26 protein-coding genes are annotated in these 26,728 nt (G+C 61.6%); 8 read left to right on the forward strand and 18 right to left on the reverse strand.

All coding sequences use genetic code 11. The features are described 5' to 3' along the window. Positions 1 to 77: 77 nt before the first annotated feature. From ACVTFQ_RS25465 to ACVTFQ_RS25485, 5 genes are read right to left on the reverse strand one after another with little or no spacing between them, the layout of a single operon-like run. Complete coding sequence (locus tag ACVTFQ_RS25465; RefSeq protein ID WP_113201031.1) at positions 78 to 1,514, reverse strand: M81 family metallopeptidase; 1,437 nt, start codon at positions 1,512 to 1,514, stop codon at positions 78 to 80. A gap of 10 nt (positions 1,515 to 1,524) precedes the next feature. Then, a complete protein-coding gene (locus ACVTFQ_RS25470; RefSeq protein WP_113177439.1) occupies positions 1,525 to 3,444 on the reverse strand; it encodes a beta-N-acetylhexosaminidase in 1,920 nt (639 codons plus the stop codon). A 27-nt stretch (positions 3,445 to 3,471) separates the two neighbouring features. After that, positions 3,472 to 4,248: an SDR family oxidoreductase gene (locus tag ACVTFQ_RS25475; protein ID WP_018896573.1), complete on the reverse strand. Its 777-nt coding sequence runs from the start codon at positions 4,246 to 4,248 to the stop codon at positions 3,472 to 3,474. Positions 4,249 to 4,275: 27 nt separating this feature from the next. After that, a complete protein-coding gene (locus ACVTFQ_RS25480; protein ID WP_018896574.1) occupies positions 4,276 to 5,136 on the reverse strand; it encodes a MurR/RpiR family transcriptional regulator in 861 nt (286 codons plus the stop codon). Positions 5,137 to 5,161: 25 nt separating this feature from the next. Then, entirely contained in the window at positions 5,162 to 5,551 is a 390-nt protein-coding gene (locus ACVTFQ_RS25485) for a RidA family protein (protein ID WP_112424839.1), read from the reverse strand. 110 nt (positions 5,552 to 5,661) lie between these two features. Here ACVTFQ_RS25485 and ACVTFQ_RS25490 point away from each other — a divergent pair, with 110 nt between their 5' ends. The 4 genes from ACVTFQ_RS25490 (at position 5,662) to ACVTFQ_RS25505 (ending at position 9,467) form a co-directional block, all read left to right on the forward strand. Next, positions 5,662 to 6,147, forward strand: coding sequence for a hypothetical protein (locus tag ACVTFQ_RS25490; protein ID WP_113177438.1), 486 nt, complete (start codon positions 5,662 to 5,664; stop codon positions 6,145 to 6,147). 20 nt (positions 6,148 to 6,167) lie between these two features. Continuing rightward, a complete protein-coding gene (locus ACVTFQ_RS25495; protein ID WP_113177506.1) occupies positions 6,168 to 7,628 on the forward strand; it encodes a M81 family metallopeptidase in 1,461 nt (486 codons plus the stop codon). 16 nt (positions 7,629 to 7,644) lie between these two features. After that, entirely contained in the window at positions 7,645 to 8,745 is a 1,101-nt protein-coding gene (locus ACVTFQ_RS25500) for a D-TA family PLP-dependent enzyme (protein WP_113177437.1), read from the forward strand. Between the two features lie 419 nt (positions 8,746 to 9,164). Continuing rightward, on the forward strand, positions 9,165 to 9,467 hold the full coding sequence (locus tag ACVTFQ_RS25505) for a hypothetical protein (RefSeq protein WP_047504923.1): 303 nt from the start codon (positions 9,165 to 9,167) through the stop codon (positions 9,465 to 9,467). Positions 9,468 to 9,488: 21 nt separating this feature from the next. Here ACVTFQ_RS25505 and ACVTFQ_RS25510 read toward each other — a convergent pair whose 3' ends face one another. From ACVTFQ_RS25510 to ACVTFQ_RS25530, 5 genes are all read right to left on the reverse strand, one after another. Beyond that, entirely contained in the window at positions 9,489 to 10,625 is a 1,137-nt protein-coding gene (locus ACVTFQ_RS25510; protein WP_113177416.1) for a sn-glycerol-3-phosphate ABC transporter ATP-binding protein UgpC, read from the reverse strand. Positions 10,626 to 10,715: 90 nt separating this feature from the next. Further along, positions 10,716 to 11,921, reverse strand: coding sequence for an ABC transporter substrate-binding protein (locus ACVTFQ_RS25515; protein ID WP_162717999.1), 1,206 nt, complete (start codon positions 11,919 to 11,921; stop codon positions 10,716 to 10,718). Positions 11,922 to 11,980: 59 nt separating this feature from the next. Further along, positions 11,981 to 12,838 carry a carbohydrate ABC transporter permease gene (locus tag ACVTFQ_RS25520; protein ID WP_018896582.1) on the reverse strand — a complete coding sequence of 286 codons (858 nt, stop codon included), beginning with the start codon at positions 12,836 to 12,838 and terminating at the stop codon, positions 11,981 to 11,983. Next, the gene (locus ACVTFQ_RS25525) at positions 12,835 to 13,719 is read right to left on the reverse strand and encodes a carbohydrate ABC transporter permease (RefSeq protein ID WP_018896583.1); all 885 of its coding nucleotides are present in this window, start codon (positions 13,717 to 13,719) and stop codon (positions 12,835 to 12,837) included. Before ACVTFQ_RS25525 ends, ACVTFQ_RS25520 begins: the two co-directional genes overlap by 4 nt. A gap of 13 nt (positions 13,720 to 13,732) precedes the next feature. After that, positions 13,733 to 14,890 carry a Gfo/Idh/MocA family protein gene (locus tag ACVTFQ_RS25530; protein ID WP_111560836.1) on the reverse strand — a complete coding sequence of 386 codons (1,158 nt, stop codon included), beginning with the start codon at positions 14,888 to 14,890 and terminating at the stop codon, positions 13,733 to 13,735. Positions 14,891 to 15,219: 329 nt separating this feature from the next. Here ACVTFQ_RS25530 and ACVTFQ_RS25535 point away from each other — a divergent pair, with 329 nt between their 5' ends. Next, positions 15,220 to 15,702, forward strand: coding sequence for an Lrp/AsnC family transcriptional regulator (locus ACVTFQ_RS25535; protein ID WP_026282647.1), 483 nt, complete (start codon positions 15,220 to 15,222; stop codon positions 15,700 to 15,702). Positions 15,703 to 15,777: 75 nt separating this feature from the next. Here the strand turns inward: ACVTFQ_RS25535 and ACVTFQ_RS25540 are convergent, their stop codons facing one another. From ACVTFQ_RS25540 to ACVTFQ_RS25565, 6 genes are all read right to left on the reverse strand, one after another. Then, a complete protein-coding gene (locus ACVTFQ_RS25540; RefSeq protein WP_113177415.1) occupies positions 15,778 to 17,376 on the reverse strand; it encodes an MFS transporter in 1,599 nt (532 codons plus the stop codon). Continuing rightward, complete coding sequence (locus ACVTFQ_RS25545) at positions 17,373 to 17,810, reverse strand: DoxX family protein (RefSeq protein ID WP_113177414.1); 438 nt, start codon at positions 17,808 to 17,810, stop codon at positions 17,373 to 17,375. Before ACVTFQ_RS25545 ends, ACVTFQ_RS25540 begins: the two co-directional genes overlap by 4 nt. A gap of 221 nt (positions 17,811 to 18,031) precedes the next feature. Further along, the gene (locus ACVTFQ_RS25550; protein ID WP_113177413.1) at positions 18,032 to 19,909 is read right to left on the reverse strand and encodes an amidohydrolase; all 1,878 of its coding nucleotides are present in this window, start codon (positions 19,907 to 19,909) and stop codon (positions 18,032 to 18,034) included. A gap of 99 nt (positions 19,910 to 20,008) precedes the next feature. After that, on the reverse strand, positions 20,009 to 20,296 hold the full coding sequence (locus ACVTFQ_RS25555; protein ID WP_112435380.1) for a XapX domain-containing protein: 288 nt from the start codon (positions 20,294 to 20,296) through the stop codon (positions 20,009 to 20,011). A gap of 77 nt (positions 20,297 to 20,373) precedes the next feature. Next, complete coding sequence (locus ACVTFQ_RS25560) at positions 20,374 to 21,063, reverse strand: hydrolase (protein WP_113177412.1); 690 nt, start codon at positions 21,061 to 21,063, stop codon at positions 20,374 to 20,376. A gap of 110 nt (positions 21,064 to 21,173) precedes the next feature. Then, positions 21,174 to 22,136, reverse strand: coding sequence for a VOC family protein (locus tag ACVTFQ_RS25565; protein ID WP_113177411.1), 963 nt, complete (start codon positions 22,134 to 22,136; stop codon positions 21,174 to 21,176). Between the two features lie 119 nt (positions 22,137 to 22,255). Between ACVTFQ_RS25565 and ACVTFQ_RS25570 the strand changes: the two genes are divergently transcribed. After that, entirely contained in the window at positions 22,256 to 23,155 is a 900-nt protein-coding gene (locus ACVTFQ_RS25570) for a LysR family transcriptional regulator (protein WP_113177410.1), read from the forward strand. A gap of 97 nt (positions 23,156 to 23,252) precedes the next feature. Here ACVTFQ_RS25570 and ACVTFQ_RS25575 read toward each other — a convergent pair whose 3' ends face one another. Continuing rightward, on the reverse strand, positions 23,253 to 23,684 hold the full coding sequence (locus tag ACVTFQ_RS25575; protein WP_162741275.1) for a DoxX family protein: 432 nt from the start codon (positions 23,682 to 23,684) through the stop codon (positions 23,253 to 23,255). Positions 23,685 to 24,047: 363 nt separating this feature from the next. Between ACVTFQ_RS25575 and ACVTFQ_RS25580 the strand changes: the two genes are divergently transcribed. Beyond that, positions 24,048 to 24,491 carry a hypothetical protein gene (locus tag ACVTFQ_RS25580; protein ID WP_162741276.1) on the forward strand — a complete coding sequence of 148 codons (444 nt, stop codon included), beginning with the start codon at positions 24,048 to 24,050 and terminating at the stop codon, positions 24,489 to 24,491. 205 nt (positions 24,492 to 24,696) lie between these two features. Beyond that, on the forward strand, positions 24,697 to 25,173 hold the full coding sequence (locus ACVTFQ_RS25585) for a MarR family winged helix-turn-helix transcriptional regulator (protein WP_470424158.1): 477 nt from the start codon (positions 24,697 to 24,699) through the stop codon (positions 25,171 to 25,173). Between the two features lie 133 nt (positions 25,174 to 25,306). On the opposite strand, the gene ACVTFQ_RS25590 is transcribed toward ACVTFQ_RS25585, so the two are convergent. After that, positions 25,307 to 26,728 (reverse strand): cytochrome c, encoded by a 1,422-nt coding sequence (locus ACVTFQ_RS25590; RefSeq protein WP_113177406.1) that lies wholly within the window; start codon positions 26,726 to 26,728, stop codon positions 25,307 to 25,309.

Genomic DNA, 26,728 nt, shown 5'->3' on the forward strand with positions numbered 1-26,728 from the left:
AGACGCCCGTCTTGGGCGAGCGCGGCCTGGCGAGCCCGGTATAAAACCGAAACCGCCAGGCTGTCAGTTATTTTCTATCAGTCGGCCCAGCGCGCCGAGAAGCGCGCTTGCGGGATGTAGCTGAAATCGCGATCGAAGGGGAATGCAGGCCGCGCGCGGCGGTTGCTGGTGAGCCCCTCAATATCCTGGTTTACCACGCCCTGTGTCAGCGCCATCAGGTTCGGATTGGCGATCGGCGCGAGTTCCGGCGAGAGGTAGCCGGATTTGACGACCAGGAGCCGTACAGCCTTCGGATCAAGCCCGAGCAGCGTGAAATCGGCGATGTTGTGATACGGGCGGCGCCGCGCGGCGAGCACGACGGTGATCCCGCCAACGCGCACGACCGCCTGACGCTCGGCGGCCACGCCCGTATCGGACAGCAGCACCACCTCCGCCTGCACCTTGGCCGACGTGCTCGATCCATCGAGGCTGCCGCCGATGGTCAGAGCCAACGTGGCGCCCTGGCCGGCGGCAAAGCAGGCCTCGACAGCGGGACGATCGGTAATCCCAGCAATCAGCGCGCCGTCAAAGCCACGCGCGATCAGCGCGTTCAGCACGTCGGCACGGTCGCCGACGCCGCCACCCGTGGGGTTGTCTGCGGAATCGGCGAGGATGACGGGCGAGGTCTCGGCCTTCTCGGCGATATCAAGCATCTCCGCCAGCGGCCCGGTGACGGGACCGAAGCGGAATTCCTCGCGTGCGTGCCAATAAGAGAGCGCGATCTCTTCCGCAGCCTTGGCAGCAGCGCCCTTGCTGGTCGCGGTGATGACCGCGCAGGCGGTCGCGCGCGGCTCGTCGGCCCAGACGTAACCGACCATCAGATTGGCATCGAGAACGCCGGCGCGTTGATCGAAGACCGGCAACGCCTCATAGAGCGCCTTCGCCGGCTGATCTTCCGTCGATGTGCGTTCGCCGGGCCAGAGAACCGGCACCGGAGCCCAGGCAACGCCGGGGCGTGTGCCGCTCTTCAGGGCATCGACCAGCATCGACCACGCCCGCACCATGGTTTCGCGCACATCGATATGCGGCGCGGTCCTGTAGCCGGCGAAGATGTCGAGCTGATCGATGATCTTCTGGCTGACATTGCCATGCAGGTCATAACTCGCCGCTACGACGACATCGGGTCCCACAACCGCGCGAGCGGCCGAAATCCAATCGCCCTCTGCGTCGTCCATGCCCTCGACATTCATCGCGCCATGCATGGCGAGATAGAGCCCATCGATCGGCAAAGCCGCCTTCAGGAGAGCGAGGAACTCGGTCTTGAAGGCCTCGTAGGCAACGCGGGAGACCGGACCTCCAGGCACGGCGCGCGCATGCAGCAGCGGCAGATGCTCGACGCCACCGGCCTTCAGAAAGTTGAAATACTCGGCCCCCAGAAGGTCCGTGCCCTTGAGGACGCGAAAATCCTCGACGGCCATCAGCACCGGCGAATAGGTGCTGCACTCCGTATGAATTCCGCCAACAGCGATCCGCATCGTCAGCTCCTTAAAGTTTCGGGCTCAGCGGCACGATGGCCGAGAAGCGGTCCCAGTTCTTCTTCGCCTTTGGTGTCCACGCCGCCTCGGCAATGGCCGGCAGGCGCGGGAAGACGAGACGGTTGAAATAGCCGCGCGACAGGAAGTGTTCCGACCAGATGCAGGCCTGAACGCCCTTCATCCTGTCCTTCAGCTCTTCCGGGAAATCGCCTTCGGCTTCATAACCATAGGTGTGGGCCGGCGGCACCGTTCCCGCCCAGCTGGCGCCAGGCTCCTGGAAGGCCTCGGCCTGCACCATGTCGAGATAATAGGCCTGGCCGGGGGTCATGACCACCTCATAGCCTTCCCTGGCGAGCTCGATGCCAACCTGCGGGTTTTCCCAGGCCATAAGTAGCGTATCCTTGGCCGCGACGCCGCCGCCATGGGCGACCTCGTTCCAACCCGCAAGCTTGCGCCCGCGCGCCGTCAGCATGTCCTTGACGCGCTTCAGGAAGTAGGACTGCAGCGCGAAGGTGCCCTCGATGCCTTCCTGCTCCATCAGCTTCTTGGCAAGCGGCGACGCCAGCCAGGAGCCGTTCGCCACCTCGTCGCCGCCGATGTGCAGATATTTCGACGGGAAGAGCTCGACCATTTCGTCGAGCACCTTCTCGAGGAAGGTGTAGGTCAGCGGGATTGCCGGGTTCAGTGCATTGTTCGGATAGCCCTGGACCGAGTGATAGCTGTCCGGCGCTTCCTGGCCATCGGTCAGCTCCGGCAACGCAACGAGAGTCGCTGTGCTGTGACCGGGGATATCGATCTCGGGAACGACCTCGACGCTCAACGCCAGTGCGTGCGCGACGATCTCGCGAACATCGTCTTGCGAATAGAAGCCGCCTACCGGCTCCGCGCCATTGCCGAGCTGCGGCAGAAGCGGTGCGTCCGGTCCGCGCAGCACGCCTGTCGTCGTGAGCTCCGGATAGGCTTTGATCTCCAGGCGCCAAGCTTCGTCGTCGGTCAGGTGCCAATGGAAGATATTGAGCTTGAGCCAGGCCAGAATGTCGACCAGCCGCTTGATATCCGCCGCCGGGTAGAACTGACGCGAGACATCGAGATGGCAGCCGCGCCAGCCGTAGCTCGGCTTGTCGGCGATAGTGCCCGATATCGGGAAACGGAAGGTGCCGGGGCGGCTACGCGCGCCCTCAAGCAACTGCGCCAGCGACGTCAGGCCATACTGGCGACCGGCGGCATCCGCATAGGCAAGCGTGATTTCATCGTCCGAGAAGGTGAGCTTGTAGCCTTCGGCCGCAATCGCGGCATCGGCGATGAAACGCAGCGCGCGGCCCTGCGGCGACGGCTGCAGATTGAACGGCGCATGCGCGCTTTCGAAAAGACGGCGCACCAGCGAGGTGACCGTGGACATGGCGCGCAGATCATCCGAGGAGGCACCGGCCGCGGGATAAAGCACGACAGGAAAGCCATCGCCGGGTTTGGCGTCGATGTCGGCCGGCCAGGGCTGCAGGGCGAAAGGCAGGTCGAGCTTGCCCTCAGGCAACAGCACCGGCGGCGGCTCGCTGACGCGGCCTTCGAGCAGGAGATCGGACACGGCGACCGCGACGTGGCTGCCGTCGGCAAGCGTCACATAGGCCGACTTGGCGCCATCGGTGCAGTGCTTTGCCGGGCGGTGCAGACCGCTGACGGTAAAGGTCCAGCCTTCACCCGGCGCAATGGAAAGACCTGTAGGTGGCGCGAACTCGTGAAAATTGGCGTTGCGGCGCAGGAAGGTCGCGTTCTCGCAAGCCTTCTTGTCGATCACCCGTGTCAGCGACGTATAGACGATCTTGAAATCCGCAAGCGGCGCATCCGACAGGTTGAAAAGGGTAAACGTGAAGCGACCATTCGGACCGCCGTCCGGCTGCCAGGAGCTCTCCAGACGATAAGGGACCGTGTCCATAACTGTTCCTCTCAGTATTATTTTTTTTCAGTAGTCAGCGGATTGGGAGAAGGTGCGGGCCAGTTCCGCTTGCCCCGCGGTGAGGCCGCAATCGACGGGCAGGCAGACGCCGGTGATGCCATTGGCCTGCGCGCTTGCCAGGAAGCCGACCGCGTTGGCGACATCCTTCGGGTCGACGACACGCTGCAGCGGATACCAGCGGCGGGCTTCCTCGAAGACATTCGGATTGGCGGCGGCGCGGGCTTCCCAGGCCTGGGTGCGCACCGTGCCCGGCGCAATCGCGTTCGAGCGGATGCCGAACTTGCCGTATTCGACGGCGACCAGCTTGGTGAAGTGCAGGAGGCCGGCCTTGGCGGCGCTATAGGCCGGATGGCCGAAGACGTGCATGCCGTTGACGGAGGCAATGTTGACCACCGAGCCCTGCGTTGCCTTCAGAAGATCGGCAACGGCGCTGAAGCAGAGGAACGGCGCTTCTAGGTTGAGCGCATTATCGGCGCGCCAATCTTCCGGCTTCGTCGACTGCAGGCTGACGGCGCGCGCGGCACCCGCATTGTTGACCAGCGTCTTCAGCGCGCCGAGCGACGCGGCGGTCTTCGCCATTTCGGCAACGCTGTGCTCGCTCGTGACGTCGCAGCTGACGGCGACGAAGCGCTCGGCCGAACCCAGCGCACGCGCGGCCTTTTCGGCGGCAGCGCCGTCGATATCGACAAGCAGGACGACGTCGTGGTCATCCGCGAGCCGGCTGGCGATGGCACGGCCGATATCGCCCGCAGCGCCGGTCACGATCGCTACCGATTTTGTCATTCTCAGTCCTTTCCTGACATGAAATCCTCAGTCCCCGAGCAGCTGACGGTCATCGCCGTCACGGTGGGCAACGAGTTGTTGTTTGATGCGTCGAAGAGTGACCGCCGCCTGTGGGATGTTGTAGGCGACGAGGCTGGCCAGGATGTCGACGGCGGCCAGATAGGCGATGCGCGTCGAGGTCGGCCGGAAGATGTTGTTGCCCTCGGCGAGATCGATCGGGATGACGATGTCGGCGGCCTTGGCGACGAGGCTATCGGCCTGCGTCAGCGCGATGGTCGTAACGCCGGTTTCGCGGGCGAGCGTGAAGGAACGGACGAGTTCGGTGTTGCGACCCGAAAATGACGAGCCGACGATGACATGCGTCGACTTCGCCGCCGCCGCCAGCATGAGCTGCATGCCGTGGTCGGAGCTCGCGGTGACATGCAGGCCGAAGCGAAAGAGGCGGTTCTGCAGCTCGCTGGCAATCATCGAGGAATTGCCGCCCGAGCCGAAGGCATAAATCATCTCGGCCTTGGCAATCTTCTCGGCGGCCTGCTCTATAGCGGCAAGGTCGAGCGAGCGATGTAACAGAAACAGCGCGTTCTGCGCCTTGGTGATGATGTCCTGGGCGACGTCACCGGGATCGCGACTCTTCGGCTCGGGCCTGAGATAGCGCATCCCGACATAGGCCGTGCGGGCGAGCTGAACCTTGAAATCGGAAAAGCTCTCGCAGCCGACACGGCGACAGAAGCGCGTGACCGTCGGCGGCGAGACGTCGGCCTTCTCCGCCAGCTCGATGATCGAGGCGTTGACGGCGAATTCGAAGTCGTTGAGCAGAATATCCGCGATACGGGTTTCCGACGGCGAAAGCCGGGCCTTCTCTTCCTGCAATGTCGAGAAAATATCCACGCCCGGCTCCCCTTGGTCTATCGCGCTATTTGTCTTTCGCTTTATACGCGACGCAATCGATTTCGACCTTACAATCGACCATCATCGACGATTGCACACAGGCGCGTGCCGGCGGATGCTCGCCGAAATACTGCTGGTAGATGCCGTTGAAGGTCCAGAAATCGCGGGGATCGTCGAGCCACACGCCGCAGCGCACGACATGCTCGAGGCCATAGCCGGCCTCTTCCAGGATCGCGATCACGTTCTGGATCGTCTTGTGCGTCTGCGCGACGATATTGCCGTCGATGATCTCGCCATTTTCCATGGCGACCTGACCCGACACATAGAGCCAGCCGTCGGCTTCGACCGCACGAGCGAACGGCAGCGGCTTTCCGCCTGCGCCGGTCTGAACGGTGCCATAACGCTTGATGGACATTGACCGATCCTTGCAAATTATTTTCGTGATAAGTTGACAAGTGACCATATTAAGCGGAATTTGGCCAGAGAAAAACGTCATTCATGAAAAGAATTTCAATCGGGAACACCATGCGCGATCCTTTCAAGAACCCCTTCCCCGCCTCAGACACTGCCCGGCATTCGATCTGGGAGATGCTCGTTCACCGCGATATCGACGCCTTCCTGGCCGCCGATTGGTCGATGGTGGAGCACGATTTCGTCGAGGAGGGCTTCATCGGCATTGACGGTCGCAAGGAAGTAAGTCCCGACAAGTGGCGCCTCGCCTTCCCGACGCTTGCTGCTTATCGCGATGAGTGGGTTCGCCAGGCCAAGGATTTCGCGACGCAGTCCTTTGCCGAAGACACGCGCACCGCCATTTTCACCACGACCACGCTCGAGGATATCGAGATCGAGGGCGACATGGCGCTGGTGCGCAAGAAGTTCGACGGCGGCATCGCCAAGGCCGATGGCAGCCGCGACATCATGCAGTGGCAGACCCTTTATTATTGCCGCCTGCACGAGGGGCGTTGGAAGATCTCCGGTTTCACCGGCTATCTTCCGAACCCGATGGGTTGATCAACACAAAGGCCGAGACATTGCGGATTTTCACGGCGGCTCTCGCAACCGAGACCAATACCTTCTCCCCCATTTGCGTCGATCGGCGCGCTTTCGAGGCGTCGCTCTATGCGCCGCCGGGCGAACATCCCGAAACGCCGACACTCTGCTCCGCGCCGATCACCGTCGGCCGGCGCGTCTGCGCGGAGAAGGGCTGGATGCTGATCGAGGGCACCGCGACCTGGGCGGACCCGGCCGGTCTCGTTAACCGCGCGACCTATGAAGGCCTGCGCGACGAGATCCTCGGACAGCTTCGCGCGGCGATGCCCGTCGACGCCGTGGTGCTCGGCCTGCATGGCGCCATGGTCGCCGCCGGTTACGAGGACACTGAAGGCGATACGCTGATGCGTATTCGCGAGATCGTCGGCCCCGATATACCGGTTTTCGCCGAGCTCGATCCGCACAGCCATCTGACGGCCAAGCGTTTCGCTGCTGCTAATGTTTTCGTCTACTTCAAGGAGTTCCCGCACACGGACTTCGTCGACCGTGCAGAGGATCTGTGGCGTATCGCCGTCGACACGCTGGAAGGCCGCGTCAGGCCGGTCATGTCCGTCTTCGACTGCCGGATGATCGACGTGTTTCCGACCTCGCGCGATCCCATGCGCTCCTTCGTCGACAAGATCATGCAGATCGAGAAGGACGACCCCGACGTTCTCTCCATCTCCGTGGTCCACGGCTTCATGGCCGGCGACGTGCCGGAGATGGGCACCAAGCTTCTCGTCGTCACCAACGACCGCAAGGACAAGGGTGATGTGCTGGCGCAGGAACTCGGCATGGAACTCTTTTCGAAACGCGGCACCTTCATGATGCCGCAGATCGACGAGAAGGAGGCTGTGTCGCAGGCGCTGGCGGCAACGGCGTGGCCTGTCGTGATTGCCGATATGTGGGACAACCCCGGCGGTGGAACGGCTGGCGACGCGACCGTGGTTCTAGGCGAACTCCTGGCGCGCGGCGTCACCGATGCCGCGATCGGCACGATCTGGGACCCGATGGCCGTGCAGATCTGCATGGCGGCCGGTGAAGGCGCCGAGATTCCGCTGCGCTTCGGCGCGAAGTCGGCGCCCGGCACCGGCAACCCGATCGACGGCCTGGTCAAGGTCATCAAGATCGTGCCGAATGCCGAGATGCGCTTCGGCGAAAGCTTCGCGCCCTTTGGCGATGCGGCGCACATCGTGCTCGATGGCATCGATATCATCTTGAACTCGACGCGTGCGCAGAGCTTCGATCCGAGCCTGTTCTCGGTCATGGGCATCGATCCGACGCAGAAGAAGATCCTGGTCATCAAGTCGACGAACCACTTCTACGCCTCGTTCTCGAAGATCGCGTCCGAAATCATCTATTGCGCGGCCGGCACGCCTTATCCTAACAATCCGGCGAAGACGCCGTATCGGCGGGCGCGCAAGGATATCTGGCCCATGATCGCCGATCCCCACGGCGCCTAACATGGAGTAGCCTCAGATGCACAACAGCCCATTTGCCGTCGTCGCCAAGCCCGGCGACAAGGTCGCGGAACTCTCGACACCTCGGCCGATCATCGACGAAGATCGGATGGCGGCCAATATCGCCCGCACGCAAGCCTACATGGACGCGCACGGCATCGACTTCCGCCCGCACATCAAGACGCACAAGATCCCCGCGCTGGCCGCCCAGCAGGTGACGGCGGGCGCCAAGGGCATCAATTGCCAGAAGGTCACCGAGGCCGAAGTTTTCGCCGACGCGGGCTTCGAGGACATCCTCATCACCTTCAACATCATCGGCACCGCGAAGCTCGAACGCCTGGCGGCGCTGAACGAGCGCATATCCGGGCTCAAGGTGGTCGCCGATAGCGCCTATACGGTCGACGGCCTGTCTACCTATTTCGCAGCGCGCAAGCCGCTTGTGGTGCTGGTCGAGTGCGATACCGGCGCCGGACGCTGCGGCGTGCAGAAGCCCGCGCAGGCCGTGACGCTCGCCAAGCACATCGACGCTGCGACGGGCCTCACCTTTGGCGGGCTGCTGAATTATCCGAAGCCAGGCGCCGCCACCGAGGTCCAGGCGTTTCTCGCGCAAACGCTGACCTTGCTCGACGCCGAAGGCATCGCCTGCCCTATCGTCAGCAATGGCGGCTCGCCGAGCCTGTTCGATGCCCATCTGGTTCCCGCCGCGACAGAACACCGGGCCGGCACTTATATCTATAATGACCGCTCCATGGTCCGCGCCGGGCATTGCACAGTGGACGATTGCGCCATGCATATTCTCGTCACGGTCGTTTCACGCCCGACGGGGGATCGCGCCGTCATCGATGCGGGCTCGAAAGCGCTGACCTCGGACCTGCTCGGTTTCGCGGATTACGGCCAGGTGGTCGGCTATCCGCAGGCTTCGATCACCGGCCTGTCCGAAGAGCACGGCGTGATCGACCTCTCGAAATGCGAGGGCGCGCGGCCACAGATCGGCGACAAGCTCCTGATCATCCCGAACCATACCTGCGTGGTCTCGAACCTCTTCGACACCATGGTCTTCCATCGCGATGGCGTCGTCACCCGCGTCGAAGACGTGGCCGCGCGCGGGCTCGTCTGGTAACCGAAGCGCCGGATTGGCGGCCGTTCACCGGCCGTTAGAGCCTTTCCTGGTTAGATTGGAGCATTCTGTTGGCTCAAACGGAGTCGGATGGTCGTCCGGCCGGCGCGCGTCGTAGCCCACGCATACGGCCAAGCCGGCCGGTCGATCAGGCGGCCCGTTTCAGCCAACCCCGGTGGTTTGCTTCGCAAACCAGCTAGGGCCGGGCATCTTTCCGTCAGGGCAAAGGCGATCGGCTCGACCGTACCCGGGGTATGCCCTTCGCCAATCGCCTTTGCCCTGACGAAAACCTGCTCCGGCAGAATGCTCCAATCTAACCAGGAAAGGCTCTAACGCCATTGGATAGTCCTCCTTGAAGTTTGCCGTATCCGGCGCATCTTATTGATGCGCCAATATTCCGGCGACGTCATGGGAGATCATTCATGAGAGCGTTGATAGCATTGGGAATTGCAGGAAGCCTGGCGTGCATTTCAGCAGCGCAGGCGCCGTCGCAATGGCAGACCTATTCCGGTGTCCCAGTCGATTCCGACCCGACCATTCTGGCCCGCTTCGACCACACCTACCCCTATTGCGAGCAGGAAGCGTTTCGCCGCGGCTCGACCGACGTCAACAGCCTGTGGCATGTGACGGCGCTGCGCAATTGCATGTACCGCCACGGGATCGTTGATCGGGGCGCATACGCCTATCCGACCAACACCCTGTTCTACAATTTTCTCGCTCGCTGATGGCGCGACCTGCGCTCGCGATCAGGAGAGCGCTGTCGGGTTCAGCAGATTGAGGTCGATATCGGTCAACGCCACATGGCGTTCGAACGCGATGCCGGCTTCGTCGAAGAGATGGCAATCCACCGCGTTGATACCGACGAGCATCGGCTGCTCCGGCCGCACGCCGACGCTGCCGGACAGTGTGGCGCAGAAGTTCTCGCCCTCGCCATTCAGCGCGGCGTAGGCGACGGTCTGCGCGCCGAGACGCTCGATGACGCTTGGCGTGATGGTGAGCGAGATATCGCCGGATGCGAGCTGGATATGTTCAGGGCGAACGCCAAGCGTCAGCGTCTTGCCGACGACACCTGCGCGCGGCGTGACCGGCACGGTGAGCGACTGGCCCTTGTATTCGACGGTCACGCTCTTGTCGCCGACGGCGGTGCAGGTGACCGGCAGGAAGTTCATCTTCGGATTGCCGATGAACCCGGCCACGAAGATGTTGGCGGGCTTGTGATAGAGCTCGAGCGGCGCGCCTGTCTGGGCGATCTCGCCGGCGTTGAGCACGACGATGCGGTCAGCCATCGTCATCGCCTCGACCTGGTCGTGGGTGACGTAGATCATCGTCGCCTTGAGCTGGCGGTGCAGTTTCGCGAGCTCGATGCGCATGTCGGAGCGTAGCGCGGCGTCGAGGTTGGAGAGCGGCTCGTCGAACAGGAAGATCTTCGGCTCGCGCACGATCGCGCGGCCGATCGCCACGCGCTGGCGCTGACCGCCGGAGAGCATGCCCGGCTTCTGCTGCAGGCGTTGGTCGAGATGCAGGATGCGGGCCGCGTTTTCGACCCTGGCCTTGAGCTTCTGCTCTTCCATCTTCTCCACGCGCAGCGGAAAGGCGATATTCTCGAAAACGCTCATGTGCGGATAGAGCGCGTAGGACTGGAACACCATGGCAATGCCGCGCTTGACCGGCGGCAGATCGTTGACACGGACGCCGTCGATTACAATGTCACCCGCGGACGTCGCGTCCAGGCCGGCGATCATGCGAAGCAATGTGGATTTGCCGCAGCCGGAGGGGCCGACGAACACGACGAACTCGCCATTGTTCACCTCGAGCTGAACGCCCTTCAGAACCTCGAAGTCGCCGTAAAATTTCTGAACCTTGTTGAGAAATAACTGTCCCAAAACCTGTCTCCGGTCACCGCCACGCGCGGCGCTTACTCTCGATAGCGAAGGGATCGCGGGTGTTGCGCGCCCGCGATCCCCAACAAAGGCTTACTTGAACGCTTCGATCTCGCCAGCGGCCTTCTTGATGGCGTCAGCCGGTTCGGCCTTGCCTGTCACGACGGACTGGACCATTTCGATCATAGAGTTCTGGAAACCCTTGTAATCGGTGAAGAGCGGCTCGGGACCACCATAGGTGATGCCGTCGATGAACGGCTTCCACGACGGATCGGCCTTGACGAATTCGTCGACCTTCGCGGAAGGACGCATTGGTGTCAGGCCGGCGCCGCCCTGCAGTTCGTATTCAGGCTGGATATCCGACGAGGTGATGTACTTGGCGAATTCGATCGCCTTGTCCTCGACGCCAGAACCCTTGAAGATCGCCAGGCTGTCGGTGATGAGCAGCGTGCCCGGGCCCTTGGCATCCGGTCCGAGCGGCAGCGTCGTCACGCCCCAGTTGATCTTGGTGTCCTTGAGCCGGGCGGCGGCGCCGGAGCCGGCCTGGATCATGCCGACCTTGCCGTCGAGGAAGATCGCACGAACTTCGTTCTGCTCGTAAGCGGTCGGGCCTTCTTCGGAGTAAGGCGTGATGTCCTTGTAGGCCTGCAGAGCGGCGAGAACACCCGGGCTATCCAGCGTGACCTTGCCATCGGCGTCGATGACGGTCGCATTGTTGGTGTAAACCCAATGCATGAACTGGTGCATGGTGTTGTCGAAGGTCTTGGCGGACAGGCCGTAGCCCGGGATGCCCGTCTTTTCCTTGATGGTCTTTGCAGCAGCGATTTCTTCAGCCCAGGTTGTCGGCGGCTTCTCGGGGTCGAGGCCGGCCTGCTTGAACAGATCCTTGTTCCAGTAGAGCGCCTTGGTGGAGAACGCGATCGGCACGCCCCACTGGTTGCCCTCGAAGGTGACCGTGTCGACGATGTGAGGATAGTAGGCCTTCTTCTCGTCATCGGTCATCGGAACAGGAACGATCAGGTCGTTCTGAGCGAATTCCTTGAGCGTGCGCGAGCCGACGTAAGCCATCGCGACGGGCGTGCCGGCGGCGGCAAGCGTAGTTGCCTTGTCCTGGCACTGTGCCCAGCCAACGACTTCAGGCGCAACCTTCCAGCCCGGATTCTTGCCTTCCCATTCCTTGATGTACTTCTCGTGGATCGGGTCGATCTTGTCGCCGCAATAGATCCAGCTGATTTCCTTGTCGGCAGCTTCGGCCGTCATGGCGCCAAGCGCCGTCGAGCCGAGCAAGGCCAGTGCCATAAGGCTAGTTTTGAAAGCGATGCTCACGTCAATACTCCCGTTAGTTAGCTGTTCACTTGTTATTGTTTTACCGCACCGGCAGTCAGACCGCCGACGAGATACCGTTGCAAGAAGAAGATGATGACCATCGCGGGCAGGATGCCAACGAAGGAGGCTGCCATCAGCTCGTTCCAGATAACCTCCTGCTTACCGAAGTAAGCGAAGAGCCCCACCGGCAACGGCATGTATTCGGTCTTCGAGTTGAAGGTCAGCGCGAAGATGAATTGCTGCGCGTAGGCGCCGATGAAAGTGGTGATGGCGACGACGATGATCCCCGGCATGGCAATCGGCAGGATCACGCGGCGCAACGTATAGAAATGACTTGCTCCATCCATATAGGCGGCCTCGTTCAGCTCCTGCGGGATACGGATCATGTAGGTCCGCAGCAGCCAGATGGCCGAAGGAATGAGGAATGCCACGCCAGGCACGATCATCGCGAAATAGGTGTTGAGCACGCCGAGCGTGCGCATCAGCCGAAACAGCGGAATGAGCAACACGGCGCCAGAGAACATGTTGACCGTCAGGAACGCGCCAAGCAGCAGGCCCATGCCGCGAAACTCGAACTTCGCGAAGGCATAGGAGGCCGGGATGACCAGCGCCAACACGATCACGGTGACGATGATCGAGATGAAGAAGGAGTTGAAGATATAGCGTCCGAAGCCCGGAACGCTGATCCACATGGTGCGATAGGCTTCGAACGAGCCGTTCTCCGGCCAGAAGCGGTACGGCGACGAAAACAGCTGGCTGAGCGGCTTCAGCGACACCAGGAAGCCTTCGACGAAGGGCGCCAGCACGAAGGTGAGGAACACCAGGACACCAAGGTAGATCAGCAGGATTTCCCACCAGCTGTAGCGATCGATCATGGCCGCGTTCTTCATGCGCGCTTCTCCGGGTTGAGCCGACGGGTGACACGGAAATAGGCAAAGCAGAATGCCGAGAGGAAGATGCAGATCAGCACCGCGCGGGCCGCACCCTCACCATATTTCTTCGAGCCGATGGCCGTCTGGTAGGTATCGATGATCATCGTCGTGGTCTGCCCGCTGGGGCCGCCCTGCGTCAGGATCCAGATGATATCGAAGGAGTTGAACGTGGCAATGAGCGATAGCATCGACATTGTGATGATCGACGGTACCATCAGCGGCAGGGTGATGCGGCGGAAGCGATAAAAACGCCCCGCGCCATCGGTCCAGGCCGCCTCGTAGAGATCCTTCGGGATCGACTGAATGGCCGCCAGGAAATAGATGGTGACCATCGGCACGCCGATCCACACGTCGGTGATGATTGTTGCCCAGAATGCCGTGTTGCCATAGGCGAGGAAGGCCACCGGGCCATCCACGAAGCCGATGCGCTGCAGCATGCCCGAGATCATGCCGAACTGGCCGTTATACATCCAGCCCCACATGAAGATGCCGATCGCCATCGGCACTACCCATGGCGGCATGGTCAGCAGACGAAACAGCGAGCGACCAGGCACCGCGCTGTTCAGCAGCGATGCGCCGAAGGTGCCGATGATCATCTTCAGCGAGACCGAGAAAAAGGTCCAGATGAAGGTGCGGACGATGACGTCCGCGAAGGTCGCGTTGAAGATCTTCTCATAGTTCGCCCAGCCCACCCAATTGGTCACTTTTCTGAGCGACGCGTCGGTGAAGGACAGAATGAACGTATCGACGAGCGGGTAAGCGACAATTACCGCGACATAGAGGACTGCCGGAAGGAGAAGGATCCAGGCGAAGATGAGGTTGCTTCTTTGAACGTTCATCCTGCCGCCCTCCTCAAGCCGCTCTGGCGTGGAGCGCCTCGTCGAACTTGTCCCATACGGGACGCAGGTCGACAACCGTCTTCTTGATGCGGGCCTCGTCCATGGATAGCGCCAGAATACCGGCTTCAAGGGCATTCAGGGTCGAGACGGGCAGCACCGTGCCGGTGCGAACGCTGTCGAGGATGTCGACCGCCATCTGCTCGTCGGCACCATAATGCTGCGAGAGTTCCGTGGCCGCATACTTGTTCTCGACGACCTTCTTGCCGGTCAGCTGCTCATGCACATCGAGATAGCCGCGCACGAAATCGCCCTCGGCCATCCCGCGCGAGCCCATGATCGCAAAGCGACGGAACTGGTCCGGAACGTTGAGGTTGGTGTGGAAGTTCATGCCCACGCCATTGGCGTATTCGACGATCGCAACCTGGTAGTCGATGATGTCGGCATCGCTGTCGAACACCTTGTCGGTGCCCTTCCAGCCGCTCGGCTTGCGATGGAACAGCTCGAGGTCGTTGATGCCTTCGCGAGCGGGATCGTTTGCCGGCGTAAAGCTCTTGCGGCCGCCAAAGCTTGCGACCCGCTCGGGCCGCGCGCCGGCGATGCCATTATAGAGGTCGAGATCGTGGCAGCACTTCTCCAGCATGAAACTGCCGGAATAACGCTCATAGCGGCGCCAGTCGCGCATGAAGAATGCGCCGTGGTAGGGCTCGATGTGCTCGGACGCCTCGATCGAGACGATCTGGCCGAGATTGCCGGCTGCCTGGACAGCCTGCAGGTCGCGATAAAGCGGCGAATAGCGCAGCACCAGGCCGACCATCAGCCGCTCGTGGCCGAACTTGGCCATCAGGCGCGCGAGCTCGATGCTTTCGGCGATCGTGGTCACGATCGGCTTTTCGCAGAACACCTTCAGACCGGCTTCAAGACCGATGCGGATATGCTCGAGATGGAAGAGATTGGGCGAGCCGATCATCAGGAGATCGAGCTTTTCGTTGGCGATCAGCTCCTGCGGCGTGGCATAGGATTTGCCAACTGAGACGCCCTTTTCGACGAGACCCGGCAGGCCAGCGGGCTCGGGATCGACATAGCCGACGATCTCGAAGCTTTCATCAATCGACTTGAAGACGTAGCCCAGATAGCCGAGCCGGAAACCTAGCCCGATAATTCCCACTTTCATGCTGCTCTCGTTCCCATTTACGTAATTTATTTTCGTCAAGTTGAGACAAAAATTCGATCTCGTCAACACGAAACACGGAAAAAGTTGGAACTGTGAAATTAATTTTCATGACGCTTGTTTGACAGGCATTTTGATTTTCATCGCGTATGCGCCTGCCGTCAGCCACAAGGCGGGACGACGGGATCGCCTGCACCCACATCATCATGTGGGTAAGTGGCAAGATGCGCGTGCCCGTCTCGATCGAGCGCGGCGTGAGCATTGACACAAATCGCGTCGCCTCACACTATTTCGCGGAAACCATACCAACACTGATTGCCGGACCGTGTCAAATGAACGATTCCACTGCAAAAATCGATGCGTTTGACATGAAGATCCTCAGCGCCATGCAGAATGATGCGACCCTGTCGCAGCGCGATCTGGCCGAAAAGATCGGCCTCTCGCAGAATGCCTGCTGGCGCCGGCTGCAACGGCTTCATTCCCTCGGCCTGATCCGGGGATCGCACAGCGACATCGACTTGAAGGCTCTCGGCTTCGACCTGACGGTCTTCGTCATGATCCGCACGCGCCATCATTCGAAAGAATGGAGCGAGGGATTTCGGGCGCATGTCGAGCGATTGCCCGAAGTGATCGATTTCTATCGCATCGGCGGCGACTGGGATTATCTCATCAAGGTCGTGACCAAAGGCATGTCCGGCTACGATGCCTTCTACCAGAAGCTCATCACGAACTTTGATCTCGCCACGGTGACGGGCTTTTTCTCGATGGAGGCGATCATCAACAATCGCCCGGTCGACCTGACGCGGTTGCGCTGACGAAGGAAGCGAGGATGACCCCAGCTGTTATGACAAAAAAGGGGACCTCGCGGCCCCCTTCTTCGCCTCTATTTCTTAAGCCTTGCCTGGCTGGTTGATCGTCAGGAAGTGCCGGACGACGGGCTTGTCTGGCCCCGAGTGGTAGGCAAGCACCTTGCCCTGCAGATCGGCGTCGGCGTTTGACACCCGCTTGTGCTGCCGAAGATGCTCCGCCCACGATTCCACCATGAACCACTCGACGATCTTCTGCGGATCCGCGGAGTCTTCCGTCACGCCCCAGCCATAGGCGCCATCGCGGCGGCGTTCCTGCGACATGTCGTTGAGCACACGAAGGAAAGCCGAACGGTTGTGCTTCTCGACGTTGTATTCGATCAGGATCAGAACCGGTCCACGATCATGGGCGACAGGCTCGGCAACAAGCGGCTCCGGCCAGTGGCTCGAGGGAACCAGATCGGCATCGCCGGCAGGCAGTTTCACACGGTGCATGATGAGACCGGCGACGAGCAGACCGGCGGCGCCGATCAAGAGAGCGCCAGGGACGCCGACCGCTTCGCCAACCGCACCCCAGCCGAGGCTGCCGGCCGTCATCGCGCCGTTGAAGACGGTGAGGTAGACAGCAAGACCGCGACCACGCACCCAGTTCGGAAGGACAGCCTGGGCCGCGCCATTGAGCGTCGTCAGAGCGGTGATCCATGCGCCACCGAGGAAGAGGAGAGCGACGATGGCAACCAGCTTCGGCGGAGAGAGCGACAGGATACCCATGACGACCGCCGTGATGATGGCTGCACCGAGCAGTAGCCCATCGCCATCAAAGCGTTGGCGCAGTTTCGGCATGACAAGCGCCCCACCGATCGCACCAGCGCCAACCGCGCCGAGCAGGATGCCGTAGAAGCTTGCATCACCACCGAGAAGCTGGCGGGCGACGAGCGGCAGGAGGGCCCAGACGGCGCTGGCGAAGGCGAAGAAGATCGCGGCACGCAGCAGCACGACATGCAGCGGGCGGCTGGCCCGGGTGTAGCGAAGGCCGGCCCGGAAGGCGCCGAAGAAATTCTCCTGCAGGGCATCGTTGGCGCTCTTGGCGCGCGGCCACCAGATCAGCGCGGCGATGACGACCAGATAGCTGGCAACGTCAGCCCCGTAAGTAAGACCCGCCCCGAACGCGGCAAGCAGGATACCCCCCGCTGCCGGGCCGATGGAACGGGCGATATTGATGCCGAGCGAATTCAGCGCAACCGCGCTTTTCACATCCTCACGCTTGACAAGCTCAGGCACGATCGCCTGCCAGGTCGGCCCCATGAGTGCTGCGCCGATGCCGCCGAGGAAGGTGAGACCGATGAGGGCGCTGACCGAGAGCATCCCCGTCTGCGCAAGAACCATCAGGCTAATGCTGACAGAGGCGAGCAGCAGCTGCACGGCAATCAGGAACTTGCGGCGGTCGAGAATATCGGTCAGCACGCCGGCCGGAATGGCGAGAAGGAAGATCGGCAGCGTGCCCGCCGCCTGAACCATAGCGACAGCGGCCGGCGACGCCGAGAGATCGGTCATCAGCCAGGAGCTCGCGACATCTCGCATGAAGCTGCCGGTATTGCCGAGAACGGTGGCCGCCCAGAGAACGGCGAAGACGGGCTGGGCGAGTGGAGCGAAGCTGCCCCCGGAGGATTTTGCGGTGCTCATTGTTCAGCTCCCTTAGTGATGTCGAAGATGGTGACGAGAATGAAGGCGCCTGCGAGGCCGAGGTGTTCGAAGAAGGCATTGGTCGCCATCATCCGCTCCATGCCGGCGGGCAGTTCCCAGAAACGAAGCGCGATAAAGGTCGCGAGAATAGTGAAGCCGGCGAGCGCGAGGGCGCCCAGCCAGCGCAGCTTGCCCGACACGACCATGGCCGATGCGGTCAGCTCGAATGCGATGACGACGACGGCGAAGACGGGCGCCGGGGAAAGGCCGAAATGCTCCATCTCGGCAATCGCGCCGCCGAAATCGAAGATCTTGGTAAGCGGGCCCTGGATATAGGCGGCGCAAAGCGCGAGCAGTGCTGCCGTTCGCACGGCGGGCGCCGAAACGACATCGGCCAGAAGCCTGCGCTGTGTTGAAGGTGAGTGGCTGGTCATCTTTGCTCCTGCGATCTTGACCGGTCTGTTCGAGCGGCGCTGTGTTCGTCTGATGGAGCCATATTGACGGGAACCATTGCCGCCAACAATTGCATCAATATTTTCGATTTAATTGCATTATCCGCAATTATCCACGAGAGCTTTTTTACGCTTGCAAAACAGGCTTGGGCAGCGGTTTCCCGCTGCCCAAGATGATATGTCGTTCGGTTATCGCGTCAGCCTCAAACGGCCCAGCAGGAGCACCCGAGTGCGCCGAAGAAGCCCTTGAGATCAGCGATCGGCAGCTTCGATGTCCAGGCACCGGCATGGTCGTGGCCGTGGACGCCGCAGTCGCTGGCGCAGCCGCAGGTGGAGATGGCCGTGCGGCGCAGCGAGCGTGCGCCCGCACCTTCGGGCTCACCCCAGGCGGCGTAGCCGCCGAACTTGCGCACCGGAGACCAGTCCGGCATGGCGGGCGGAATGTTGCTTTCGTCGTACTTGGCGAAGTCACCCGAGCCATAGACGATCTTGCCGCCGACCATTGTGAGATCGGAGGTGAGGAACGAGATCTCGTCCTCGGCGCAGGCGAAGAAGTCCTTGCTCGGCACCACGAGATCGGCGAACTGGCCCTTCTCGATACGGCCCTTCTTGCCCTCTTCGTTGGAGAACCATGTGACCTTTTCGGTCCACATGCGCAACGCGGTCTCGCGGTCGAGGCAATTGGCACGCGGATAGAGCTGCATGCCGCCAACCGTCTTGCCCGTCACCATCCAGGAGAGCGACACCCATGGATTATAGGAGGCGACGCGGGTGGCGTCGGTGCCGGCGGAGACGTTGACGCCCTTGTCGAGCATGCGCTTGATCGGCGGCGTGGCTTCGGCAACGCCGTGGCCATAGCGCTCGACGAAATATTCGCCCTGATAGGCCATGCGGTGCTGGGTGGCGATGCCGCCGCCAAGTGCCGCGATACGGTCGATCGAACGCTCCGAGATGGTCTCGGCATGGTCGAAGAACCAGTTGAGGCCTTCGAGCGGAATGTCCTTGTTGACCTTCTCGAACACGTCAAGCGAACGCGAGATAGTTTCGTCATAGGTGGCGTGCATGCGCCACGGCCAGCGGTTTTCGGCCAGGACCCGCACGACTTCCTCGAGCTCGCCTTCCATCTCCGGCGCCATTTCCGGACGCGGCTGGCGGAAGTCCTCGAAGTCGGCGGCGGAGAAGACCAACATTTCGCCGGCGCCGTTGTGGCGGAAGTAATCGTTGCCCTGCTTGTATTTGACCGAGGACGTCCAGTTGAGGAAATCCTCTTTCTCGGCCTTCGGCTTCTGCGTGAAGAGGTTATAGGCAAGGCGGACGGTCAGCTGGTTTTCGTCGGAGAGCTTCTGGATGACCTCGTAGTCATCGGGATAGTTCTGGTTGCCGCCGCCGGCATCGATCACGCCGGTCACGCCGAGACGATTGAGCTCGCGCATGAAGTGGCGCGTTGAATTGACCTGGTAGTCGAAGGGCAGCTTAGGGCCCTTGGCGAGCGTCGAGTATAGGATGCCGGCGTTCGGCTTGGCAAGCAACATGCCGGTGGGGTTGCCGTTGGCGTCGCGGGTGATCTCGCCGCCGGGCGGGTTGGGCGTGTCGCGGGTGTAGCCGACGGCGCGGAGCGCAGCACCGTTCAGCAGCGCGCGGTCATAGAGATGGAGCAGGAAGACCGGCGTGTCAGGCGCGACCGCATTGATCTCCTCGATCGTCGGCAGGCGCTTTTCGGCGAACTGGTGCTCGGTGAAGCCGCCGACGACGCGAACCCATTGCGGGGCCGGCGTGATCGCCACCTGGCGCTTCAGCATGTCCATGGCATCCGCCAGCGAACGAACCCCATCCCAGCGCAGTTCCATGTTGTAGTTCAGGCCGCCGCGCACGACGTGGGTGTGGTTGTCGATCAGGCCGGGCAGGACGCGCTTGCCCTTGAGGTCGACGATCTTGGTGTCCGGGCCGGCGAGCGCCATGATCTCGGCATCGGTGCCGACTTCAAGAAAAGCACCGTCCTTGATCGCGACGGCGCTGGCGGTTGGGTTGGTGCGATCGAGCGTGGTGATCAAACCGTGGTGGAGGATGAGGTCGGCGAACATGGGAAATGCTCCTGGCTTCATTATTAATATTGATTTCAACGCTTTGCGCCGGGATTGGCTGGGCTGGGCCCCACCGCAAGCGAATCTCCTCTTGCGGCGTCAGCTATCAGACTTGTGCTGATCTTGGCGAGACACGACGACGTCATTGCGGCTCTCGCCCTTCGGCATATGGCCGAACATGTGAGGCTTGATCTGGTTGATCCAGGAGACGGCCGCCGGCTCCCTGGCGATCAGTGTCTTGGCGAAGGGGATGAGCTGCTCGCCGACCAGAATGCCGAGCAGGCCGACAAGAGCCACGATCGGTGGCGCGGGAGAGCGAACATTGAGCAGGCTGTAGACGATACCGACCAGAAGACCGGCGCCGATCGAGAGAAGGTAGAGTTTCATGGGGGCATCCTCGACTGTGAATGAAGCCGCTTCCGCATCTGGACATTCGATCCTGCGGAAGCGGCAGTGACGGGTGATTACTTGGCTGGGTTAGGGCCGATGCGTTTGCCGTGGCTGACGCGCTCGGCGCCGCCGTGGACATGCGTGACCGCATAGTCGATGCCCATGCCGTAGGCGCCGGAATGTTCCTTCACCAGCGAGGTGACGGCGTTGTAGGTTTCCTTGCGGGCCCAGTCGCGCTGCCATTCGAGCATGACCTGCTGCCAGGTCACGGGGATGACGCCGGCCTGTACCATGCGGTCCATCGCATATTTGTGGGCGTCGACCGAGGTGCCGCCGGATGCATCGGCGACCATATAGATTTCGTAGTCGGGGACATCATGGAGGGCGGAGAGCGCGAAGGTGGTGTTGCACACTTCCGTCCAGAGGCCGGAGACGACGATCTTCTTGCGGCCGCCGGCGGCGTTCTTGGCAAGGGCATCACGAACGTTCTGGTCGTCCCACGAGTTCATCGACGTGCGTTCCAGAATGTCGCTCTCAGGGAACACGCCGAGCAGTTCCGGGAAGGTGTTGCCGGAGAAGCTTTCCGTCTCGACCGTCGTGATCGTGGTCGGGATGTTGAAGATCTTGGCAGCCTTTGCGAGACCGACGACATTGTTCTTCAGCGTCTGGCGGTCGATCGACTGGACACCGAAAGCCATCTGCGGCTGCTGGTCGATGAAGATGAGCTGGCTGTTTGCAGGGGTCAGGACTTCGAGCTTGGACATTTGATTTCTCCGTTTAGATTTTGATTGCCGATCTGGCGGTTAAGGATTGGGATGCCTCCGGCGGTCGGCTGCCTGCCTCAGGCAGCCGTTCGAAGGCGGAAATGTTGGTGTTAGAGGTGCGCGGCAGTTTGCCGGGCGGGTTCCGCTGCGAGCGGAACGAGGTTCTCTTCGATCTGGCCGCGATAGGCCTCATACCGGGTCGGCAGCTTCAAGGCTTCGCCGAGGTGTGCGGTATCTTCGTCGCGGTCGAAACCGGGCTCGTTGGTTGCGATTTCGAACAGGATGCCACCCGGCGTTCTGAAGTAGATCGCCCAGAAGTAATCGCGGTCGATAACCGGCGTCACCTGGTAGCCCGTGTCCATCAAGGCCTTGCGCACTTCGAGCTGCTTTTCGCGGTTCTCGACGGCAAAGGCGATGTGGTGGACCGAACCGGCGCCCTGGCGGGCAAACGGCGTTTTCGGCAGCGACGCGATGTCGATGGTATCGGCACCATTGCCACCGGGAATGATGAACCGCGTGACATCGCCTTCGACCTCGGCGCGCTCATAGCCCATGAATTGCAGCAGTTCCGATGTGGCGGCGGTGTCGTGCAGGTCGAAGCGCGCACCGGAGAAGCCGCGGATCGCATTGTCTTCCGAGATGCCATCGGCAAGCCATGGGGCGCGGACGTCTTCGGCGGTTTCGATCAGAGCCAGTCCGTCGCCATCAGGGCCGGCGAAGCGCAGGCGGTTGGCGCCGAAGACCGTGTCGGTCTTCAGACCGACGACACCCTGGGCCGTCAGGCGGTCTTTCCAGAAAGCCAGCGATCCCTTCGGGATGGAGAACTGCGTCTCGCTGACTTCACCGACGCCGGGGCGGCCGGTCATCATGTGCGGGAAGGGAAAGTAGGTCATGACCGTGCCGGGCGTGCCGTTTTCATCACCGTAGTAGAGGTGGTAGACGCTTGGGTCGTCGAAGTTCACGGTCTTCTTGACGCGGCGCAGGCCGAGTGCGTTGGTGAAGAACCGGTTATTCTGCTGGGCATCCGACGCCATCGAAGTGACGTGGTGCAGTCCCTTGATATCCTTGATCATGGCCGTTGCCTTTCTCTGTGAGCGTTGCCGTTTCGATGACCAGAGATGTAACCGGGTTGATTGCATTGCGGAATTGCAATATTCCTCTCGAATGAATTGCGATTTTTGAAATAATTGAGATGAACGACTATAAAGCCCTGAAAACCTTCCTGCTCGCCGCCGAAAAGCGCAACTTTGCCCAGGTCGCCCGCGAACTCGACATGACGCCCGCCGCCGTCACCCGCGCGATCGCGGCCCTCGAGGACGATCTCGGCGTCCAGCTTTTCGTGCGCACCACGCGCCAGGTATCGCTGACCACTGACGGCGCCGTCTTCGCGGCGCAGATCCAGCCGGCTGTCGAAGCGCTCGAGAATGCCCGCAAGGACGTCAGGAACGCGCATAAATCCGACCAGGGGCGGCTGCGGATCAGCGCGCCGACCTGGCTTGGCAAGACAATCCTCACGCCAATTCTCTCGGGCTTCCGCGAGCTCTATCCGAAGATGAGCTTCGAGGTTTCGCTGTCGGACGGCTTGGTCAACATCATCGACGACGACTACGATCTCGCCATCCGCATTTCGTCCGCGCCCTCGGACAAGTTCACTATCTGGCGCAAGATCAGGGCGGTGCCGAGGATCCTGGTGGCGGCGCCCGGCAGCCGGTTCACGGAGATGCAGCATCCGAACGAACTGACGCCCGACGATTGCCTCGCCTATAGCGGCGAGAGCCGTCGCGAGACCTGGGCCCTTTCGGACGGCGGATCGAGCATCTCGATCGCGGCCGGACGCGCATTCAGCGCCAACAATGGCGAGGTGCTCGCCGATATGGCCGCCGATGGCGTCGGCGTCGCCATGCTTCCGGGCTTTCACATCGCCGAGCACATCCGCACCGGCCGGCTGGTGCACGTGCTCCCGGGCTGGGCGCCGCCGGAGCTCTGGCTGACGCTCTACTACCCCCCCTATCAGGCTCTGCCGCCGCGTATCGCGACATTCTCGAAATTTTTCGAGGAACAGCTGCCGGCCCACATGGTCATGCTCGACTAGGGGCTCACGAAGTTGGACCATCGGCTTCACCAAGGGGCCTGCTCAGAAGTTTCTCAAGCAAAGCGAGGCCTTGCTTGAGACGCGTTCGATAGAGACCTTACTGCGCGCTTTTCAGTGGATCGAGCACGGGACGCCCTGCCGACAGGCGAAACTCCAGCTCGGTTCTCGCGACAAACCAGAAGCCACCGGCGATGGCCAGATTCTTCAGAAAGTTGATCGACTGGCCGGCCTGCTGGGCGGGCGCGGCCGCCCAGAACTGGTGAAACATCAACGCCGTCAGCACCGTGTAACCTGTGAGAAGCACGCTCACCACCAGAACCTGATAGCCGGCGATCAGAACAATGGGAGCAACAAGCTCGAACGCGGTTACCAGATACGCCATCAGCATCGGCACGGGAAATCCGAAATCGGTCAGTCGCGTCGCAACCGATGCCGGGTCCATCAGCTTCCCGACCCCGCTGTAGAGGAAGAGGATCGACATCAAAATCCGCGCTGCAATGTCCAGGCGGCGAAGTGCGGCTGTATTCATGGTGAGTTCCTTGTTTGAATATCGAGGCGCCGGACGATACGTGAAAGCCGCGCAGGTCATTGCCGTGCACAATACAGCCGAGCATCTATCGTCCAACGCAAGCAATATATATGTTCTCAACATATTATGTTATTAACAAACAAGTGATGCCGCCGTGTGCGGCCCCACCTGGATGTTCTAGAATTCGCCCGTCATCGGGCTTGATGCAAACCGCGAAATGGCGTCTACCCTCTGGATCGGCCTCCCATTCACGAGAAGGGACCGGAAGGTGGATCAGCGTCATCGGGTGCCGATCCTACGGCCGCCTTGACGAAGCAGCGCCCCAAAAAGCCAGCAAAGGAATTGCCTATGGAAAGACATGACATGCCGCAGCAAGCCGCTTTTCGACGTGCTTCCGCCCTGGCCGCGCGCCTTGTCGCCATGCTCTCGGTCGTTGCGGCTACATCTGCCTGCGTTTCGTCCGAGACCGGCCCCACCGCCTCGGGCCTGGCCTCGCTTCGCGGCCAGCCGCTTGCAAAGGCGACGTCCATGTTCGGCGAACCGACAGGCGAAATCCGTATCGGTGGGCGCCACACCGTTTTCTGGCAAAAGAGTTATACCGAACAATATGCTGCGCCGAGTGTGATCCGGACGGTTTCAGGACGAGACAGCCAGTCGGCGACGCAGGAAACCGAGAGCCTTAAACTCAAGACACGAACGCACACCTGTACCGTCAAACTGTCGGTGGACGATCAGCGCGTGATCAAGGATGCCGTGTTTGACGGGGATCGAACACGCTGCAGAGAGATGATCTCGCCTGCGTCGTGATGGTTTCACGGATCGCGAGTTTGCGTGAAACTCAATCAAGTCTTTCGAGGTGCGCCCATATGCAGCAGCTCGTTACATCCGGCTTGAGCAGACCCGCACTTTGCTACGCTTGTTTTTGATGTATTTTCAGATGTGCAAGCCCCACACCAAACGATAAACGGCCCTGAATTTGACTGAGGAAATTGAAAGCGTCGGCGACTTTCGCATGCCGGAGATGATCGCCGCGGAAACCGGCAAGGTTCTCACGGAACAGGAAGCCTATCTGTTCCTGATCAGGGCAGCGGAGATTGTCAGCGCGCCGGTAGCCGATCTTTTTGCGTCCAACGGTGTTTCCGGCAAACAGTACAACGCGTTGCGGGCAATTCGCCGCGCTGGGCCGGCCGGCGCGACGGTCAATGAGATCCGCCATCAGATGACGGACCCGCGCGCTGACGTCACGAGGCTGATCGATCGCCTTGTACGCGACCGACTCGTCAAGCGCAGAAATGATAAAAGCGATCGTCGTATCGTCAGGGTCGTCCTGTCGGAGACCGGCAACCAGGTTCTGACGAACATCGATGCACCCTTACTGGAGGTGCATATGGCGCAGTTTCGTCAATTTGACGCCGATGAACTCGCGCAGTTGAAGAGCCTGCTGAAGAAGATCAGTTCGGCGAGCCCTGTCGAACAACCGCCGGAATAATCCCTCCGCCGTCAAGACGGACGATCGGACGGTATCAGGCGAGTACCGACCGCAGACGGCGGGAATTCGGCCCCGACGAAGCAGTTCAGGCGCCCCTCCGCGTAGGAGGAGAGGCGCCTTTATCTTTAGAAAATCAGGCTACCGCCGGCTTCCTGCGCAGGAACAGCCCAATCAGCAGGATCAGGACGATGGCTGCCGCGCAGGCGCCGCCCCACATCAGCCAGGGTGTCGCCTTGATCAGCAGCGGCACCTCGCCGCCATTGCGCAATGTGACGACGTCCTGCTCGCTCACCTTCAGCGTATCATTGCCGAAGCGCGCCAGAACATAGTTCGAGACGGCAGCGATCTGCGCGTTGGTCAGCTGGTTCTTGAAGGCCGGCATCGCCACGGTGACGTCGTTCGTCGGGCGGTGAATGCCCTCGACGATCGCCATGACCAGGTTGCTTGCCGTCAGGCCGCCGGTTGCGCGGTTGCTGGTCAGAGACGGATAGAACTGGTCTTCCGTGCCCGAGCCATTCAGCTGGTGGCAGGTTGCGCAGGCGCTGACATAGAGCTCCTGGCCATCGACCGACGAACCATTCTGCATAGCGGCCGGCGAGCGGTCGATCGCGTAGTCGAGCTTGGCTATATCGTCAGGCTTCGCATCGTTGTGCGCGAAGGCCGGCACGGTCTGACCGGCGGCGCGGATCGGCGGCACCGTCTTCAGGTACACGGCCATCGCCGTCAGATCCTCATCCGACATATGGCGGAAGCTGTGCTCGACCGCCTCGGCCATCGGTCCCGCGGCCTGCGACTTGCCGACGGCATTGCCGTGCTTCAGGTAGGCGACGATTTCCTGCGTGTTCCAACCGCCGATGCCGCTGATCGGATCAGACGTGATGTTCGGCGCATGCCAGCCGCCGACATCGCCGCCGCCAAAATACTGGCCGGCATCTTCAGCCATGAAAGTGTTGCGCGGAGTGTGGCAGGCGCCGCAGTGGGCGAGCGCATCGACGAGATACTTGCCGCGCTCGGCGGCACCCGGCGCGACCGCCGCGCTATCGAACGGCGTGGCACGGTTGAACAGGAGGTTCCAGCCGAACATCGCGATGCGCTGGTTGAAGGGGAATGGCAGCGTCGTCTTTGCCGACGGCGCTTCGTCCACCGGCGAAACGTCGTGGGTGAGATAGGTGTAGAGCGCGTGGATGTCTTCATCCGTCATGCCGCGATAGGCGGTATAGGGCATGGCCGGGTAGAGATGGCCGCGCGGGGCGACACCGTTTCTGACCGCATCGATGAACTGCGCTTCCGTCCAGTTGCCGATGCCGAACTCCTTGGAGGGAGTGATGTTCGGCGCGACGATCGGGCCCATCGGGGAGGCGATCGTGTAGCCGCCGGCGAACGGCTTGCCGTCGGGCGCCGCAGTCCTGTGGCAGGCCATGCAGTCGGACGCGATGGACACCGCGTGCCCACGCTCGATGAGAGCCTTGAGGTCGGCGTCCTGCGCGAAGGTCGGCATAGCGGAGAAGACGAGAGCGCCGACGGCGGCCGAGAGCGAAAGGATCGTGTTGCGCAT

The organism is Rhizobium sp. O111 (assembly GCF_055616315.1).

Coding starts and splice junctions, on each gene's coding strand:
- ACVTFQ_RS25485 (WP_112424839.1), bottom strand. CDS start 5,551: ATGTCCATCAAGCGTTATGGCACCGTTCAGACCGGCGCAGGCGGAAAG.
- ACVTFQ_RS25500 (WP_113177437.1), top strand. CDS start 7,645: ATGCACAACAGCCCATTTGCCGTCGTCGCCAAGCCCGGCGACAAGGTC.
- ACVTFQ_RS25505 (WP_047504923.1), top strand. CDS start 9,165: ATGAGAGCGTTGATAGCATTGGGAATTGCAGGAAGCCTGGCGTGCATT.
- ACVTFQ_RS25565 (WP_113177411.1), bottom strand. CDS start 22,136: ATGATCAAGGATATCAAGGGACTGCACCACGTCACTTCGATGGCGTCG.
- ACVTFQ_RS25530 (WP_111560836.1), bottom strand. CDS start 14,890: ATGAAAGTGGGAATTATCGGGCTAGGTTTCCGGCTCGGCTATCTGGGC.
- ACVTFQ_RS25520 (WP_018896582.1), bottom strand. CDS start 12,838: ATGAAGAACGCGGCCATGATCGATCGCTACAGCTGGTGGGAAATCCTG.
- ACVTFQ_RS25545 (WP_113177414.1), bottom strand. CDS start 17,810: ATGACCAGCCACTCACCTTCAACACAGCGCAGGCTTCTGGCCGATGTC.
- ACVTFQ_RS25540 (WP_113177415.1), bottom strand. CDS start 17,376: ATGAGCACCGCAAAATCCTCCGGGGGCAGCTTCGCTCCACTCGCCCAG.
- ACVTFQ_RS25475 (WP_018896573.1), bottom strand. CDS start 4,248: ATGACAAAATCGGTAGCGATCGTGACCGGCGCTGCGGGCGATATCGGC.
- ACVTFQ_RS25490 (WP_113177438.1), top strand. CDS start 5,662: ATGCGCGATCCTTTCAAGAACCCCTTCCCCGCCTCAGACACTGCCCGG.
- ACVTFQ_RS25560 (WP_113177412.1), bottom strand. CDS start 21,063: ATGTCCAAGCTCGAAGTCCTGACCCCTGCAAACAGCCAGCTCATCTTC.
- ACVTFQ_RS25535 (WP_026282647.1), top strand. CDS start 15,220: ATGAACGATTCCACTGCAAAAATCGATGCGTTTGACATGAAGATCCTC.
- ACVTFQ_RS25580 (WP_162741276.1), top strand. CDS start 24,048: ATGCCGCAGCAAGCCGCTTTTCGACGTGCTTCCGCCCTGGCCGCGCGC.
- ACVTFQ_RS25465 (WP_113201031.1), bottom strand. CDS start 1,514: ATGCGGATCGCTGTTGGCGGAATTCATACGGAGTGCAGCACCTATTCG.
- ACVTFQ_RS25550 (WP_113177413.1), bottom strand. CDS start 19,909: ATGTTCGCCGACCTCATCCTCCACCACGGTTTGATCACCACGCTCGAT.
- ACVTFQ_RS25585 (WP_470424158.1), top strand. CDS start 24,697: ATGCCGGAGATGATCGCCGCGGAAACCGGCAAGGTTCTCACGGAACAG.
- ACVTFQ_RS25515 (WP_162717999.1), bottom strand. CDS start 11,921: ATGGCACTGGCCTTGCTCGGCTCGACGGCGCTTGGCGCCATGACGGCC.
- ACVTFQ_RS25555 (WP_112435380.1), bottom strand. CDS start 20,296: ATGAAACTCTACCTTCTCTCGATCGGCGCCGGTCTTCTGGTCGGTATC.
- ACVTFQ_RS25575 (WP_162741275.1), bottom strand. CDS start 23,684: ATGAATACAGCCGCACTTCGCCGCCTGGACATTGCAGCGCGGATTTTG.
- ACVTFQ_RS25470 (WP_113177439.1), bottom strand. CDS start 3,444: ATGGACACGGTCCCTTATCGTCTGGAGAGCTCCTGGCAGCCGGACGGC.
- ACVTFQ_RS25590 (WP_113177406.1), bottom strand. CDS start 26,728: ATGCGCAACACGATCCTTTCGCTCTCGGCCGCCGTCGGCGCTCTCGTC.
- ACVTFQ_RS25570 (WP_113177410.1), top strand. CDS start 22,256: ATGAACGACTATAAAGCCCTGAAAACCTTCCTGCTCGCCGCCGAAAAG.
- ACVTFQ_RS25525 (WP_018896583.1), bottom strand. CDS start 13,719: ATGAACGTTCAAAGAAGCAACCTCATCTTCGCCTGGATCCTTCTCCTT.